Source organism: Chryseobacterium sp. NRRL B-14798 (assembly GCF_050470705.1).
Lineage (GTDB): Bacteria > Bacteroidota > Bacteroidia > Flavobacteriales > Weeksellaceae > Chryseobacterium > Chryseobacterium cupriresistens.
This window is the reverse complement of sequence record NZ_JBFLUL010000005.1, coordinates 787,256-804,808: the sequence shown is the minus strand read 5'-3', so window position 1 is coordinate 804,808 and position 17,553 is coordinate 787,256. Positions and strand designations below refer to the sequence as shown.

Annotated in this window: 14 protein-coding genes; all 14 read right to left on the bottom strand. The window is 37.2% G+C overall.

Annotated features, from left to right (window positions below; translation table 11 throughout):
• Positions 1-82: 82 nt before the first annotated feature.
• Entirely contained in the window at positions 83-1,366 is a 1,284-nt protein-coding gene (locus AB1278_RS04025; RefSeq protein WP_202841444.1) for an ectonucleotide pyrophosphatase/phosphodiesterase, read from the bottom strand.
• Between the two features lie 110 nt (positions 1,367-1,476).
• Positions 1,477-2,322: a GNAT family N-acetyltransferase gene (locus tag AB1278_RS04020; RefSeq protein WP_429812594.1), complete on the bottom strand. Its 846-nt coding sequence runs from the start codon at positions 2,320-2,322 to the stop codon at positions 1,477-1,479.
• 175 nt (positions 2,323-2,497) lie between these two features.
• A complete protein-coding gene (locus tag AB1278_RS04015; RefSeq protein ID WP_202841448.1) occupies positions 2,498-3,247 on the bottom strand; it encodes a DOMON domain-containing protein in 750 nt (249 codons plus the stop codon).
• A gap of 1 nt (position 3,248) precedes the next feature.
• Positions 3,249-3,773 (bottom strand): ankyrin repeat domain-containing protein, encoded by a 525-nt coding sequence (locus AB1278_RS04010; protein ID WP_062675833.1) that lies wholly within the window; start codon positions 3,771-3,773, stop codon positions 3,249-3,251.
• A complete protein-coding gene (locus AB1278_RS04005) occupies positions 3,770-4,315 on the bottom strand; it encodes a YceI family protein (protein WP_062675921.1) in 546 nt (181 codons plus the stop codon). Before AB1278_RS04005 ends, AB1278_RS04010 begins: the two co-directional genes overlap by 4 nt.
• Positions 4,316-4,325: 10 nt before the next feature.
• Positions 4,326-4,673 (bottom strand): hypothetical protein, encoded by a 348-nt coding sequence (locus AB1278_RS04000; RefSeq protein ID WP_065119704.1) that lies wholly within the window; start codon positions 4,671-4,673, stop codon positions 4,326-4,328.
• A gap of 1 nt (position 4,674) precedes the next feature.
• Positions 4,675-5,517 carry a DUF5777 family beta-barrel protein gene (locus AB1278_RS03995; protein WP_429812590.1) on the bottom strand — a complete coding sequence of 281 codons (843 nt, stop codon included), beginning with the start codon at positions 5,515-5,517 and terminating at the stop codon, positions 4,675-4,677.
• A 125-nt stretch (positions 5,518-5,642) separates the two neighbouring features.
• The gene (locus AB1278_RS03990) at positions 5,643-6,293 is read right to left on the bottom strand and encodes a Crp/Fnr family transcriptional regulator (protein WP_429812587.1); all 651 of its coding nucleotides are present in this window, start codon (positions 6,291-6,293) and stop codon (positions 5,643-5,645) included.
• 206 nt (positions 6,294-6,499) lie between these two features.
• Positions 6,500-8,680: a TonB-dependent receptor gene (locus tag AB1278_RS03985; protein ID WP_202841454.1), complete on the bottom strand. Its 2,181-nt coding sequence runs from the start codon at positions 8,678-8,680 to the stop codon at positions 6,500-6,502.
• 29 nt (positions 8,681-8,709) lie between these two features.
• The gene (locus AB1278_RS03980; RefSeq protein WP_202841456.1) at positions 8,710-9,201 is read right to left on the bottom strand and encodes a hypothetical protein; all 492 of its coding nucleotides are present in this window, start codon (positions 9,199-9,201) and stop codon (positions 8,710-8,712) included.
• Between the two features lie 86 nt (positions 9,202-9,287).
• Positions 9,288-9,758 carry a hypothetical protein gene (locus tag AB1278_RS03975; RefSeq protein ID WP_411413382.1) on the bottom strand — a complete coding sequence of 157 codons (471 nt, stop codon included), beginning with the start codon at positions 9,756-9,758 and terminating at the stop codon, positions 9,288-9,290.
• Positions 9,759-9,761: 3 nt separating this feature from the next.
• Entirely contained in the window at positions 9,762-12,587 is a 2,826-nt protein-coding gene (locus tag AB1278_RS03970; RefSeq protein WP_429812583.1) for a T9SS type A sorting domain-containing protein, read from the bottom strand.
• 208 nt (positions 12,588-12,795) lie between these two features.
• Positions 12,796-13,101, bottom strand: a complete 306-nt coding sequence (locus tag AB1278_RS03965) for a DUF3467 domain-containing protein (RefSeq protein WP_002976436.1) — start codon at positions 13,099-13,101, stop codon at positions 12,796-12,798.
• Between the two features lie 87 nt (positions 13,102-13,188).
• On the bottom strand, positions 13,189-17,454 hold the full coding sequence (gene rpoC, locus AB1278_RS03960; protein WP_202841460.1) for a DNA-directed RNA polymerase subunit beta': 4,266 nt from the start codon (positions 17,452-17,454) through the stop codon (positions 13,189-13,191).
• Between the last annotated feature and the right edge of the window lie 99 nt (positions 17,455-17,553).

Genomic DNA, 17,553 nt, shown 5'->3' with positions numbered 1-17,553 from the left:
CTGGAATTAAAATGCTGGCTATAAGTAAATTCGGCGCACCAAAGGTGCGCCGAATTTATTTTATAATATCTTTAAATCAATACTATTTTTTGTTTTTTAAAGTTCTTTTTAAAACTTTCAGTTTTCCATCAATAGGCTGATCAATTTTTAATCCTAAAACCTCAGCTACCAATGGATAAACATTGATGTTCGCAAATTCGCTGATCACCATATTGCTTTTAAATTCCGGTCCCCAGGCAAAGAAAACCGCTTTCATTTCCGGTACAACTTTAGGGTTATAGCCGTGTTTTCCAACAGATGTTTTCTTACCTTTTTCCAGAAATATTTTTGGGGCTTTAGGAATCAGAAGAATCTGTCCTATTCTGTTGTACTGGTCATCTCTTGTTGCAAAGTGAAGGTATCTGGGAAGTTTTTTATCAAGATATACTTCGTAATCATCCGTTTTATTAGCCTTCAGTTCTTTGTAAACTGCTTTTACCTCATCCGGATTTTTAACATAAATTCTCAACAAAGTCTGGGAATTATAAAAATCAAATCTGTTTTTATCAAAAAGAAGAGCAGGAATTTCCAAAGGTGTACCGCCGTCTACTTTAATCATCCCGTGATCGGAAACAAAAACAAAGTTGACATTTTTCAATCCTAATCCATTTACTTTCTGAACAAGATCACCAATAGCCTGATCTATCAGATGAACAGCTGTTTCCGTTTCTTTCGCATCAGGACCAAAATGATGCCCGCTCCCATCTACTTCCGGGAAGTACAATGAAATAAAATGAGGTCTTTTATCTTCAGGCAGTTTCAGCCAGTTTACCACTTTTTCTACCTTTTCGGAAGGTGTGAACTTTTCGTGATATGGATAATAATAAGTGGGTCTCATCCCTCCTGCATCGCTGGCAGATCCTACCCACATTAAAGAGGCCGACACCATTCCCTGTTTTTCAGCAAGCCCCCAAAGCGGAGTTCCTCCATACCAGCTTCCGTCCTCAGCATTTTTCTTATTGCTCATCGCATATCCTTCTTTTCTCTTATAATCATAGAAAAAATTATCAATCAGGCCATGATGGGAAGGATAAAGCCCTGTGATAAGACTCCAGTGGTTGGGGAAAGTAATACTTGGATAGCTTGGAATCATTGCTTCAGCCTTTACACCGCCATTAGCCAGTTTTAAAAGATTTTCAGCATTATATTTCTTAGCATAATCATAACGGAAACCATCCGTTGATATCATAATCACATAAGGTTTCGACTGTGCTTCAGTACTGTTTTGTCTTTCTGGTATTACAACCTGGGCAGTATCAATATTGGCCTGCTGGGCAAAAGCCGTAAAGGAAATGAGCAGCAGTAAAAAATGGATTCCTCGCTTCATTATTTTAAAAATTTTCGGCAAAGTTACATCCTATCCTTCTCCCTGAAAAGTTTAAGAGATTAAAAGTATATTAAAACCTCTTATTTTGTTTGAATCAAAATTAATCGCTGTTAAATAGACCTTTTCATTTCAAATTGTGACAGCCAGTTGTTCAGTCCTATTTTTTCGCTAAGAAACTTATCTGTACTTTCTGAAGAATCATCCACATTGTTTAACGCTATCGCCTGCCCGTTATTTTTTTCTCTGATAGCATTAAAGAGCTTTGTACCAATTCCCTTATTTCTGTAATTCTTATCTACAGCAAACTGATATACTTTTTTCGATGGAGGACCATAAACAATATATCCGACGAGCTTTTCCCTTTCATAAGCACCTAAAGTCACATAATTTTCAGGCATCGGTTCCAATACGAAAACTGATCCCTGCCATGAAGGTTCAATATCCCAGAATGAACATAACAAATCCCATTGAAATTCTTTCAAATCCTTAATAGAAACCTCAGCATTTTCTTTTCCCTGCTGAATACTTCCGTTGAAGCAAAGTAATCTTCGTACAATCGTAAACCCGAGATTTTCATAAGCTCTGATGGCAGGCTGATTTCCTTCAATCACTTCAAGCAATAAGGTATTGGCATTTCTATCCTTTAAAACAGGAATGATAAAATCATACATTTTTCTCACCAATCCCTTGCCTCTGCTTTCCGGAACTACTCCTGTACCGCCATTGTAAATAATTTTCTCCCCGTTTTCAATTTTTTCAGACTGAAGGATAAAGCCAACCAGTTTCCCCTCTTCAAATGCTCCGGCAGACAAACTCAGATCTAATTTTTCTGCTGCAATTTTTGAAACAAGCACTTCTTTTGTCAAGTGAAAAGGAACAACATAATCAGAAAATGAGTAATTGAATACTGATAAAAGTTCATCTATTGTGATATCAGCTAAGGTTTTGAATTCCATAGGATCGTAAAAATTATAAGGTCAAAAAATTTTCCTTTATTAAGAATCAGGATACATACAAATATAAGAATTTTAAAGCAATCACCCTGAAATTGGGACTTTAAGAAAAAATGATACCCCTGAAAAATCAGAGGTATCTGTTTAAAAAATATTGAGGTGTGTTTTTTCTGAAAAATTATTCTTTGATCAGTTTTTCATAAGATGTACTTCCATCTTTAAGCTGAATTTCAAGATAGTAACTTCCTGATTTCAGATTTTCAATACTGATGCTTTCTCCATCCGGTTTTATTGACAATACTTTTCTGCCTGTTGCTTCGTAGATATCAACGGATTTTATTTTGTCAGAATTTTTGAAATTAACGGTTGATTTTGCCGGATTAGGATATAGATTTACCTTTTTGCTATCAGCTGTAATTTCATTGGTAGATAAAGTGGCAGCTGTCATCGTCAATGTTGCATATCCTCTTCCTGCATCATGGTATCCTAAAGAAGTTCCTCCACTTTTACGGGCATAGAAGATATTGATTGTTCCAGCCGCATTGGCAATGGCAAAATCTCCTGTTCCACCTGTAAGTGACCTTGTTGCTACTACAGTTCTTGTAGATCCGGATACGGTGTTCGAAGTTTCTGTCCAGTCCTGAGATGCATCGGCCGAAGGTGCATTAGGAACATTACTGAACGAATAGTCTCTATTGGCAGAAGAGTTATAAATAAATCCGTCTGATCCAGCAGCCATGCCGGTAGTTCCAAAACCTATTCCCATCATAGAGTTGCTGTCACCTGTTACCGTAATCGTTACTCCTGAAGGAGTTGTATCTAATTTCACCGTCATGGAAGTTGCCGGTAAGTTTACCGTTCCTGACGAAAACTGTGCCAATGCGAAATTAGCAAGAAGTACGCTTAGCGCTAGTAGAGTTTTTTTCATATCAATTTTTTAAAAGATTAATAATTTCCTTGTTATTGGTTTGTAATGCATATTCGAAAGGGGTCATTCCCATTGAATCTTTCTTTGTTTTATCTGCTTTATATTTCAGCAGCTGTTCTACCAGATCTTTATTTCCGGATTTTACAGCCCAGAATAAAGGGGTGTATCCTGTTTCATCTGCAATATTGGGATCTGCTTTTTTCTTAAGCAGATGTTCTACAAGGTCTTTGTTGTATTTAATCGCAAGACCTGCCAATGCCGTTCCTTCACGGCTTTTGTAATTGACATCTTTTACATTTTCAATCAGAAAATCGGCAACGTCTGTATTTCCTCTGTAACAGGCCAGAATAAGGGGTGAAAATCCGTGTTCATTGGTCTGATTAATCACATCCGGATTTTGCTTCATCAACTCCTGTACTTCAGTTACAGTCCCATTTCTTGCAATATCAAATATTGATTTCGCTTTTTCCTGAGCAGATACTACTGAACTCAGGAACAGTCCTAATATTAAGATGAAATGTCTCATTGTTTTATCATTACATAGTTGTATTCAATATTGACATTTTCAGCCACTTTCTTGGTAACCATTTTGGGAATAGTCACTTTATAATCTACAGGTCTTGCTACAAAACCTCCCTGCATATAGATTTTACCGTCTTTGGCATATAAAGTGGCAGCAGAGGTAACGGCTTTATCTACTCCATGAAAGTTTAATGTTCCCTGCACCGTATATTTCTGAGGACTTGTGGTAAGCTTTGTTTTATCAAAGTTGACAATCTTTCCTTTGAAAGTGGTTTTCGGATATTTTGCAGATTCAGCATAGCTTTCATTGAAATGCTCTTCCATTAATTTTGTTTTAAAATGAAAGTTTTTGACATTTGAAACTGACGCCATTTCACCATTGTCTGCATTGAGAATGACAACATTGTTGTCATCCTGAGCAAAAATATCATCAAACAGTGGTACCGAAGCTTCAAAAGTTACTTTCCCTGTTTTGGAGCTATATTTTTGTGCTGAAGCGTACCCTGCAGAAAGAAGTAATACGCTTAATAATGCTAATTTTTTCATATCATTTTTTTTAATTTTCATTTAGTCCGTCAGCTTTCCATTTGATAAACATATTGATTTGAGCTGCGGACATAGATCCTCCCTTTGGCATTTTCTCCGGATCACCATTAGGTCTCTGGATACGATCCAGAATTCCGTCAATATTATTTTTTACCTGATCATATGTAACTAAAGGTTTAAAACTTCCTGCAGAATGACAGCCTGCGCAGCTGTTATCCATAATGGGTTTTACATCTGCTGTATATTTTACAGATGCCGTTATCGGTGTGTTATCAGAAATCTCTTCATACGTTCTGCTGTCACAAGCCGTCAGTATGATTGCTGACGACAATATCAATAAGGATGTTAGCTTTTTCATATTAAAAAACTCTATAAAGATTAAACCCAAAGAAAATATGTCCCTTTCCCCATGCTCCTGTGGCATTGGTAAGATATCCGATATCTGAATTTATCTGGGAGTTTGTGAGTAAAAGCTGGAACACGTGTCCTCCTGTTTCTATATCTACGCCCAATGATAAAGGGTTTTTATAAAAACTGTGATCGTCAAAATTCACAAAGTATTCTGCATTTAAAGAAACTCTTTTTGAGATTTTATAGCGTCCTCCCAAACCTGCCAGAAACTGATTTTTGTTTTCAATGGTCGGTTCGTAAAGGTTTTTATGAACAAAGGAAGGCGTAAACTGTACTGAAAGCTTATCACTGAATCTTCTTGAGATCAATGCCTGGGTAAGATAAGAAAGCCTGTCACTGAATTTAAGGTGAGGATATGTGTCCTTATCCAGTTCAGTATTGGCTCCCATTACGTTATACCCCACAATATCCACCGGGAAGTTTTCACTTTGTTTTATCAATCTGTATTTCACTGCTCCTTCAAATGTTTTCATATTAGTTTCTCTGGAAAGGCTTACAGATACTGCGTCTGAAATACCATAGATAACACCTAATTTGGTGGAAGCATGATCAAGACCGAAAAAGTCTTTAAATCCAGCGCTTATATCACCAAATCTATGGGCAACGATAATGTACCATTCTTTTTTGGCTGCAAGTTTTGTAGATTGTCCTGTTACAATCTGAAGGGCTTTGAAAGCAGGTTGTGAGGTTTCTGTATTGGTTTTAACCGTGTCAATATCTTTCAGCAGGTCTTCCTGTGCAAAGACAAGACCTGAAGAAAACATTGACAAAAATAAGAGAGTTTTTGTCATATACAATTTGAATTAAATTATGATATGACAAACTTATTGAGTTCTCAATTCAAAAATAGGTGATAAAAGTCACCAGTCAAATTGTTTTTATCAATAATAGAAATAAACTTTTCAAACAATTAAAATTAGACCGTTCTAACATTTTCATTTACAGGAACTTTTATTCCTTCTTTAGTCTGAACAATTTCACCTTCGCTTTCAATTTTTTTCAGAACTCTGCTCACAACTTCTCTGGAAGTCCCCAAACTGTTGGCAATTTCACGATGGGTGATCTTAATAGGATTGTTTCCCTTGGACGAAATCTGTTGTTTGATATAATTGAGAACCCTTTTATCCAGTTTATGGAAAACAGCATCATTCACCATATTCATAACTTCTGAAAATCTCCGGTCATATTCATGGTAAAAGAGCTTATTAATTTCCGGAAATCTGATAAGCCATTCGTGCATGATAGAAACGGGAATAAGAATCGCTTCCGAATCTTCTTCTGCGATGGCATATACCCTGCTGATATAATCTGTCAGAATGGATGAAAAGGTCATGAGACAGCTATCTTTCGGTTTGATGTAATAGTAGATCAGTTCTCTTCCATCATTAAGGGTAAAGACTTTGATAGAGCCTTTTATGAGGAAAGGAACAAATTTATTCTTCTGCCCTTCTCTTATGATCTCTGTTTTTGCTTTTATATCAACAGCAACAGCATGTTTTTCAAGCTCCGATAAAAATTCGGCACCCAAAAAGCCAAATTTACTTACAGCGAACGAGTTATCAATCATATCTTATATTTTCTGCTTTTTCTTAAACAAAGATATAAAATTGATATATGCTTACTACATATTTTCACCTCATTAAAGAAAATTAACAATTAGACAAATCCAATATGAATTTCAGTGATGTTTATAATTCAATAAAAAACCACAGTCATGAACTGTGGCATTTTCATTTTGCTGTAAAAAGATATCTATGAATATAAAAGTATATTTTAAAATCTGTATTTCACATTGAATCCGTAAAAGAAATAGGCTTTTCCAGGTCCCGGATTGAGATCTGTAGGAACTATGTAGTTACTTCCTTTATCTGAATCGCTGATATTATTTCCTAAGAATAAAAATGTATAATTAATCTGGCTGGTAAGATTATTACCCATCACATACAGGTCCAGATCCAGTTTATTGAATGATTTTTTAAACCCTAATTTTGAATTAAGCAATCCGAAACCTTTTACCAGATTCGAATTGTTAAAATCAGAATAAACATTTCCAAGATAATTATATGTATTCACCAGATAAAATCCCGGTTTGGTAAAGATATCCAATCCTACAGCGTACTTATTTCTTGGTACTCCTACTACTGTCTTATGGTCGTACACCATTAGTTTCCCTACAGTCTTCCCTGTAACAGGGTCTTGATATTTGGGATCATAGATTGAAAAATCTTTATATTTTGTATCGTAATAAGAAAGATTTACAAAAGGAACAATTCTCTCAATAAATGAGTTCTCTGTTCTGTACTGATATCCTATACTCAACTCAAGGCCTGTATTTTTCTGACTTCCGGTATTAGCCCAGTACGTTTGCCCACTTGTATTACCTGGTAAAAGGAGCTGTGCAAGTTTATCGGAATAGTCGATTCTGAATGCTGAAATGCGGTAATCCAGTTTTGTATTCAGTAAAAGGCCATGTACACTGAAGTCAAACATTTTTGCACGCTCAGGCTTTAAATCATCATTTACAGTGTTGGTAGCAGTTATGAACGAAGAAGCTGCGGTAGGAGTATTATATCCTTCACTATAGCTTAGATTAAAGATCTGGTGTTTCCATTCTTTCTGTAATGCAAAATGAGGCGTATAAGCCATGTCATACTTTTTATTAAAAGACTGATCTTTGTGTCCGGGAACTAAATCTGGTAAGGCATAAAGATCCTTCCTGTCATAATTGGTTCTGTTGGCACTAAGTCCAGCGAGCAAAGTAAGCCCCCAGGGCTTATATGTCAGATAATCGATCACAAAATAGGTGGATTGATTATTATTATATTTAAAATAAGATGCTCCGGACATTCCTGTTGTCTGCAGTGGATTTGTTTCTGAGCCTGTAAAACGATAACTTGAAGTAGTGGAAACAGAATTTTGTATTTCTACGCCAAAGTCCAGCTTATTTTCAAAATCTTTAAACCCGTTCTTTAATGTAAAAGTGGAACGCAGCCCTACATTCGGGGAACTCGTCACTCCGTATGCTCCGGCAGAAACACTTTCTGTATTTGCGTTATAATAAAACAGAGTGGTATAGTTTTTTAAATTTGAAGTAAGGCTTACAGTATTACTCAATCCTACTCTTGTTGATTTTATTTTTGTTCCGGCATTTTTTCTGATATAAGCAACATTTCCGTTATCGATTCCGGCATAGTAATCATCGTATGAGATCTGTCCTGAAGTGTGCTCGTACGAATAAGCCTGACTTGCAAGGAAACTTAACTGATCTTTTTTGCTTAATTTCACTGTACCATTGACATTGAAGAAGTTTTTTAATCCGCCTCCATTGGGTCTGTAACCATCCGTTTCAAGATGTCCATATGCAGCATTTACGGAGTAGTTTTCATCTGCAGCATTCAGCTGTGTTCTGGACTGAAAGGTTTTAAAAGCGCCCAACATTACATCTTCCGAAACTGAAATTCCTTTTGTAAAATCCGGTCTTGTATAAAAACGGACCGCTCCGCCTGTTCCACCTCCATACATGGTGGCTGCCGGACCTTTAATAACTTCTACATTATTCACAAAAGCAAAATCCATATCATCCAGAACAGTGATTCCTTCTGCTGTAGTTAACGGTATATTATTCCAGTATGCTTTCACTCCCCAGTTGTTGAATTTCTGATCATTTCCATATCCCCGGACAACAAGTCTCTGGCCACCAAAGTTGGTTCTTTTATCTACCTGCAGTCCTGCCATAGTGGATAAAGTCTGATCTATTGCTGCCGGATTATTTCTGCTAAGGTCTTCTTCGGAAAGAGTTTCTACTGACTGTCCATGTCTTTTAAATTCCGCACGTTCCTGTTTTATTTTTTTTCTTCCCAGGATATTCACTTCGTCAATTGTCCCCTCCTGATTTTGCTGAGCATGCGCTATAATGCAGCCTAACGCCGCTGCCATGCATATATATTTTTTCATTATTCAAAATTTGTGTTACCATTAATATACTATTTATATCTGTTTTGATGGATACACATTTCAGGAGGAGGAGGAATAATGGATATATAGGATGTATTTGCTGATGGAAAATTATAGTCCGGGAGTATTCTGAAATCTGAATGATCCGAAACATCATCTTCTTTACTAGAAATAACCGCTAAAAAAAGAGAGGTTTTACATTCATTTTTATGATGCAGAGGGAAGTTAATATGCTTGTGCATATCTATATTTTGTACAGCCAGCATTTTTGACAGATCAATCAGGGAATTGATGATTATATCTTTTTTATCCCTATAACAGAAGAATTTTTTTTCTCCATTAATGATCCGTATTTGGATGATGTCATAAGAATATCCGTTAAGAATAAATTCCTTCTTTTCTTTCCACTGCACATTTGCAATATCTGCTTCTGTAAAGCACACGGTTTCTGAATCCTTGAATTTATTCCTGGTAATATTATATTGTGTTTTCTTATACAGCTCTTTTTTTAGAATAGTCATACCGGAATATATCATATTATTGAACAATACGATAACAGAAAGGCACAATACAATAGAAAATATTTTTTTGTACAAAGAATTGGATATTAAGGAGCAGATTCACCGGAAAAATCAACTGCAATAAATTTTGAAATGTTTATTCTGTGCAGCGTTTGGGAACCTTGTACATTGTATTCTATCCAATTGTCTTTTGGATTTTTTTTGGGGGAAACAGGAATTTCATCAGATTTTCCTGCCGGCACCTGATCAGCCATTTTGGTTTCATCTTCGTTTTTATACTGAAGATTGCCTCTTACTATAATTGTATTTCCGGCATTATCCTGACTAAACGGAATAGTATTTCCTTCTGCTCTCAGCGTTTTTACCGTAACTATACTGTTATTATTTTTCTTAAATTTAACGGTATACATGATTCCCTTTACTCCCGATCTTCCTCCTGTCCATTCTGTTTTTTCAGCAGAGATGACTGATATTGCCTTATCCTGATATAAAGAGGATACCGGCATCCCGCAGGAAGCCAGCATCCAAAACACAGTTAAAAATAATTGATTATTCATTTTTTAGTCATTATCACCTCCTTTAGGTCCCAATACAAGGAAGTTACCACTATATACAATTTCACCTTTATATTCGGCTTTCAGTATATAATTTCCAGATAACATTTTTTGTCCGAACTCTTCATCAGATTTTACGTTTTTCTTACTATACACAAGCCTTCCCGATGCATCCACAATACTTATATCCACGCTGTTATATTTAGCTGTATCAAATCTCAGATGGGAAATCCCTTTTGAAGGATTCGGATATATAATATTCATATTCTTTTTAAATTTGGTCTCTGTGGTTGACAATGGAGTCAGCGTATTCTGTGTTGTCCAGGCTCCTCTTCCATAAGTAGAAACCAATACTGTTTTGGTAGCAGGTCTGTAATCCAGATTAGTAATTCTCACATTCCCTATATTTCCAGTTACTGAAGACCATTCAGGAGTTAAATCAAGGAAATTAGTAGTTCCCCAAACTCCCATTTCTGTTCCTATTAATACTTCATTGGGATCGTCTGGATTTCTGAGGACTGTTCTTACCGGCATATCAGGAAGGTCTCCTTCTTTGTTCTGCCAGGTTGTTCCTCCATCTGTAGAATAGAAAACGCTGGTGAGGTTATAATTGGAAAGTGTTACCATAATCTCATTTTCATTTGCTCCAAACTCGATATCAGAAATAGTTCCTGCTATTGGTGATGTTAACAGAGTTGCTGTATATGCTGTGGTATTTGCATTTGCTATTTTAAAGATTCTCCCAAGATTGGTTCCTACAAAAAGTGTGGTGGAAGCAGTTGTATAAGGGGATACTTTCATCCACGATAACTGCTCTCCGGACTGTGCTGTTCCTACAGTAACCACATCATTAGTGAATGATGTAGCAGTAGCAGAAAGTCCGCTTGTTCTGAAAAGCGTGAGCCCTGAACGGTAAGAATAGAAGACATCATTGATTCTATCTAATGCTATTTCATTGACAAAATGTCCTAAATTTGCATTGGTATCGGCTATAAGACTCTGCGCATTGTTCGTCAATAAATAGTGATTGTTATAAGTATAGCTTGATATTTCATAAGTATCCAGATCATCATATTCTGTGTACATGCCATCTCCCCCTGTAGCAGGCCACTTGGAAAGAAAGTTATTGGCTTGTGGAACACCATAAAGCCACCATGAACCATTATCCTGAGCCCCCGCCAGTAATTCTTCGTTAGCAGGTACTTTTGTAGGATTGAGCATAGCTGTGTAGAACTGAGTTACATTATACCTGGTATTTCTTGCAACAAAGCCATCTACAGTCCCGATATTGGTTTTATTGGAAGCATAATACACTCCTCCATCATTTCCAAAAAGCATTTGCCCGGTTGCGTAATTATTATAAGGATTGAATATGATTGCATGCTGATCCGCATGTACCTCTGAAACCTGTAAAGCGGCCATATTGTTATTATTGGACCATTTTGAAATCTGACTCCATGTACCTCCTCCGTTGGTAGATTTATACAGATCAACACCTCCGATATACACTGTATTGTCATCTTGAGGATCTGCTGCAATCACAAGATCATAAAAAGATTGTCCCCGGGTGAAATCATTAGCAGGAATACTCGTGTCTGTAGGCGCAGGTAATGTCAAAACAGGCGCTGTATCATTGGTAGCCTGCCATGTTACTCCTCCGTCAGCAGAACGTGCAATTCTGATTGGTTCTGCAGTAGTAGAGCTTCCCTGCATAAAAGCATACACTTTATTAGCATTTGTTTTGGAAAGACAAAAATTGACTCTTGCTCCTGCATTTCCAACATTATACACCTGATTAAAAGTATTTCCGTCAGCAGATTTAAAAATTCTTCCTCCTGAATCTATAGTGGAATATATTGAAGATCTGGTGGAGACCCAAACCGAATTATCAGCTCCGATTTCTATTTGCTGAATAGAATATCCTATTGTACTGGTTGAATTTGTTGTTGTATTCTGTGCTAATAAACTGGTGTTCTTTACAAATGTAGCACCTCCGTCTGTAGATTTGTACAATCCCGCCTGATTTAATCCCTGAAATGTACCACTAGAATAATTACCGCTTACTCCAGCATAAACCTCTGAAACTCCAGCATTATTTCTAACTTTAATATCATTAATATAAAAGTTTCCATTTCCTATTCCATTCGAATAGGTTACCGGTATTGTAAATATCTGTGTCCAGGTAGTGCCTCCATCCGTTGATTTCCAAATTCCGGATCCTTTGGCATCACCCGTTTCACATTCCCCTGTACCAACATAAAATACCTGTGGATTGTTTGGGTCGTAAGTAATGCATGAAACCGAAGTATTGGCCCAGAACGTACTGAGCGGCTGCCATTCATTTGTACTTACAGAAGGATCCTGATTAACCCAAAGTCCACCGGAAATTCCACCTGCAAAGACTCTTTTGCCGGTAGTATCATTAGGGTCATACATAATTGCCCTTGTTCGCCCTCCTACATCATATGGTCCTCTTTCAATCCAGGGTTCATTAATAATTTTTCCAGTGGAAGAATGATGATTACTGGAAATAAATGACATAGGTTTTTCAGAACGATATTTACCCGACAGGATATCATGATTTATTTTTACCAGTTTCCCAAAATAAGTCCTTCCTGTAACTGGATCCATTGTTCTTTTGTAATCTTCCTCATAATATTCATTGGGAGGTATTCCAGCTGCCCTAGCAGCTTTATGTTGCTGTTTAAGTTTCTTATCGTACTGGGCATACAATTTCTGTAAATGTTTTTGATTATTGTTGAGCGTATTTTGCTGTGCATTAGTAAAAGTGCAGAATAATACCGCTGCGATAGGATAGATTTTCAGTTTCATTTGTTTTTTTTCAAATATATTAAAAATAAATATTAAATATTCAATAAAAAACAAAATATATTACAGATATACATATAAAAACAACACAAATATATCAAATACCTAATTGAGCGTTTTTTGTTTTTTAATTAAAATGCTTATTTTTTTTAATTAAAAAACAAAAAGCCCCGGATAAATCCGGGGCAATTATATGATTACAAAAGAAATCTTACGCTTGAACGTTGTTTCCTCCTAATACGAAAGGCTCAACTTCTTTGATTTCTCCGAACTGCTGCTCGTAGTTAGCGATGTTCTGTTGAAGAGCATTTAATACTCTTTTAGCGTGAAGTGGAGCAAGAATTACTCTTGATCTTACTTTAGCCTGCTGAACACCTGGCATCAACTGAATAAAGTCTACTACAAATTCAGATGGGGAGTGGTTTACCAATGCAAGGTTAGCATAGATACCAGCCGCTACCATTTCGTTTAATTCGATGTTGATGTTTCCGTCTTGTGGATTTTGATTGTTGTCCATTGTTATAAATTATGTTTTTAAAATTCGAAATTTGAGATTGTGAAAATATAAAAATAATTTCAAATCCCAAATTTCAAATCATTAATTTTAGTTAAGGTCTTCGAATTCTTTCTTAGAACCAACAATAACGTTCTGATATTCTTTAAGACCTGTACCTGCAGGGATTCTGTGACCTACAATTACATTTTCTTTAAGACCGTTAAGATCGTCTATCTTACCAGCAACTGCTGCTTCGTTAAGAACTTTAGTTGTTTCCTGGAATGATGCTGCCGACATGAATGACTTAGTCTGAAGGGCTGCTCTTGTAATACCTTGCAGTACCGGAGTTGCCGTAGCAGGAAGAGCTTCTCTTACTTCTACCAATGCTAAATCTTCACGCTTCAACTTAGAGTTTTCGTCTCTTAATTCTCTTGCAGTAATCATCTGACCTGGCTTGAATTCTTTAGAATCACCAGCATCTACTACTACTTTAAGACCGAATACTCTGTTGTTTTCTTCCAGGAAGTCATACTTATGTTCAAGAGCTCCTTCAAGGAATTGAGTATCACCTCCATCTACGATAGATACTTTCGTCATCATTTGTCTTACGATAATTTCGAAGTGCTTATCATCGATTTTTACCCCCTGTAGACGGTAAACTTCCTGAATTTCGTTTACTAAGTATTCCTGAACGGCTGTTGGACCTTTAATTCTCAAGATATCTTCCGGTGTGATAGAACCGTCAGAAAGTGGAGAACCTGCTCTTACGAAGTCATTCTCCTGAACAAGAATCTGGTTAGAAAGTTTTACTAAGTAAATTTTTCTTTCTCCGGTTTTAGCCTCAACAATAAGTTCACGGTTACCTCTCTTGATTTTTCCGTAAGAAACTACCCCGTCGATTTCAGTAACAACCGCTGGGTTTGAAGGGTTTCTTGCTTCGAATAATTCGGTAACTCTCGGAAGACCTCCGGTGATATCCCCTGCTTTTGCAGATTTTCTTGGGATCTTGATTAAGACTTTACCAGCCTTAATTTTTTCACCATCGTTAACCATTAAGTGGGCTCCTACCGGTAAGTTGTAAGCTTTTTGCTCAACTCCTTTAGAGTCTACCACTTTCAGGGTAGGTACGGCTTTCTTATTTCTGGATTCAGAGATTACTTTCTCTTCGAATCCTGTTTGTTCGTCAATTTCAAGCTGGAATGAAATACCCTGGATGATATCCTCGTATTCTACCTTACCTGAAGTTTCAGCAATGATAACCGCGTTATACGGATCCCATCTACAGATTGTATCACCTTTCTTCACTTTATCACCTGGTTTTACAGATAATATAGATCCGTAAGGTACGTTAGCTACCATTAATGGAGTTCTGGACTCATTATCAGCAACTAATCTGAATTCTGTTGAACGGGAAACCACAACCTCAGCTGTATTACCGTTTTCATCTTCAGAAGTAATTGTTCTTACTTCATCCATTTCTACGATACCATCTCTTCTTGCAACGATAGATGGGTTTTCTGATACGTTACCTGCAGTACCCCCCTGGTGGAAGGTTCTCAACGTAAGCTGAGTACCTGGTTCCCCAATGGATTGTGCTGCAATTACACCTACCGCTTCACCCATGTGAATCACTTTACCTGTTGCCAAGTTTCTACCGTAACATTTCGCACAGATACCTTTCTTAGCTTCACAAGTTAATGGTGAACGAACCTCCACAGCTTCTAATCCAGCTTCTTCGATTCTCTTCGCCAAAGATTCAATGATCACCTGATCTGCACTTGCGATAAGCTCGTCAGTTTCAGGATCGTAAATATTATGAAGAGATACTCTACCTAAGATTCTTTCAGAGATTCTTTCAACGATCTCGTCATTTTTCTTAAGTGCAGTAACTTCTGTACCTCTTAGAGTTCCACAGTCGTCTTCTGTAACGATAACGTCCTGTGCAACGTCTACCAATCTTCTCGTTAAGTAACCGGCATCGGCTGTCTTAAGAGCGGTATCCGCAAGACCTTTACGGGCACCGTGGGTAGAGATAAAGTACTCTAGAATCGAAAGACCTTCCTTAAAGTTGGCAAGGATCGGGTTTTCAATGATCTCCGCTCCGGTAGAACCAGCTTTCTGCGGTTTTGCCATCAAACCTCTCATCCCTGATAACTGACGGATCTGTTCTTTAGAACCCCTCGCTCCAGAGTCAAGCATCATGTATACAGAGTTGAAACCACCTTGGTCAGTTTTCATTCTGCTCATGATCATTTCAGTTAATCCGGCGTTGGTATTTGTCCAAACGTCGATTACCTGGTTATAACGTTCTGTATCGGTAATCAGACCCATGTTATAGTTGGCTCTAATTTCGTCTACAGTTTCAATTGATTGTGCAATCATCTGTTTTTTCTCAACAGGAACTACGATATCCCCAAGTGAGAAAGAAAGACCTCCTTTGAATGCGTTTGAATACCCTAAGTCTTTCATTGCATCAAGGAACTTCACAGTTGTAGGGAAATCTGTATCAGCAAGGATCTTACCGATAACGTTTCTCAATGATTTTTTCGTTAGAAGCTCATTGATATATCCTACCTGTTTAGGTACGATCTGGTTGAACAGGATTCTACCTACAGAAGTTTCGATCAATCTTGTTACGATTTGTCCGTCTTCTTTAATTGGTAGTCTACATCTTACTTTAGCATTTAAAGATACTCTACCTTCAGCATAAGCTATTTCCGCTTCTTCAGGAGAATAGAATGCAAGACCTTCTCCTTTTACTTTCATCGTCTCTGTAGAGCTTAATTCTTTAGTCATGAAATAAAGACCAAGAACCATGTCCTGAGATGGTACTGTAATTGGAGAACCGTTTGCAGGGTTCAGGATGTTTTGAGAACCTAACATCAATAACTGAGCTTCAAGGATCGCTTCTGGTCCTAACGGTAAGTGTACCGCCATCTGGTCACCATCAAAATCGGCGTTGAAGGCCGTAGTTACTAACGGGTGTAGCTGGATTGCCTTACCTTCGATCATCTTAGGTTGGAAAGCCTGAATACCCAGTCTGTGAAGCGTAGGTGCTCTGTTCAATAGAACAGGGTGACCTTTCATCACGTTTTCAAGGATATCATAAACTACCGGTTCTTTTCTGTCGATAATTCTCTTTGCAGATTTTACTGTTTTTACAATTCCTCTTTCAATCAGTTTTCTGATGATGAACGGTTTGTAAAGTTCAGCTGCCATATCTTTAGGAATACCACATTCGTGAAGCTGTAAGTTTGGACCTACAACAATTACCGAACGCGCAGAGTAGTCAACCCTTTTCCCTAGTAAGTTCTGACGGAAACGACCTTGCTTACCTTTCAATGAATCAGAAAGTGATTTCAATGGTCTGTTTGACTCAGATTTTACTGCAGAAGATTTTCTCGTGTTATCGAATAATGAATCTACAGATTCCTGAAGCATACGCTTCTCGTTTCTCAAGATTACTTCAGGAGCTTTGATCTCCAATAATCTCTTCAAACGGTTATTTCTGATGATAACTCTTCTGTAAAGGTCATTCAGGTCAGAAGTTGCGAAACGTCCTCCATCCAACGGAACCAATGGTCTTAGTTCTGGCGGGATAACAGGAAGCACACGCATGATCATCCACTCTGGTCTGTTGATCATTCTTGTATTAGCACCTCTCAATGCTTCTACCACGTTCAATCTCTTAAGAGCTTCAGTTCTTCTTTGTTTTGAACCTTCGTTGTGAGCTTTGTGTCTCAAGTCAAAAGACAATGCATCAAGATCGATTCTTTTTAAAAGATCTTCCACAGCTTCAGCACCCATTCTGGCGATGAATTTGTTTGGATCAGAATCATCAAGATACTGGTTTTCTACAGGAAGAGTTTCCATGATATCAAGGTACTCTTCTTCTGTAAGGAATTCCATATTTTCAAAATCAGAACCGTCTAATTTTTTAGCAATACCCTGCTGGATCACCACATATCTTTCGTAGTAGATGATCATATCTAATTTCTTAGAAGGAATTCCTAAAAGGTATCCGATTTTGTTTGGTAATGAACGGAAATACCAGATGTGTGCAATTGGAACTACAAGGTTGATGTGCCCGATTCTCTCTCTTCTTACTTTTTTCTCAGTAACTTCTACTCCACAACGGTCACAAACGATTCCTTTGTAACGAATTCTCTTGTATTTACCACAAGCACATTCGTAATCCTTTACAGGACCAAAGATTTTCTCACAAAATAGCCCGTCTCTTTCAGGCTTGTGAGTTCTGTAGTTAATAGTTTCCGGTTTTAAAACCTCCCCTCTTGAGTCTTGTAAAATAGACTCCGGTGAAGCTAAACCGATGGTTATTTTATTAAATCTACTTGATTTATTTTTATTTGACATAATTTTTTTTAGATTTTAGATTTCAGATTTCAGATTTCAGAAGAAATCATCATTCCAAATTCAAGGATTATAAAATTGTTAGAGTGTCGTAGTCTGACA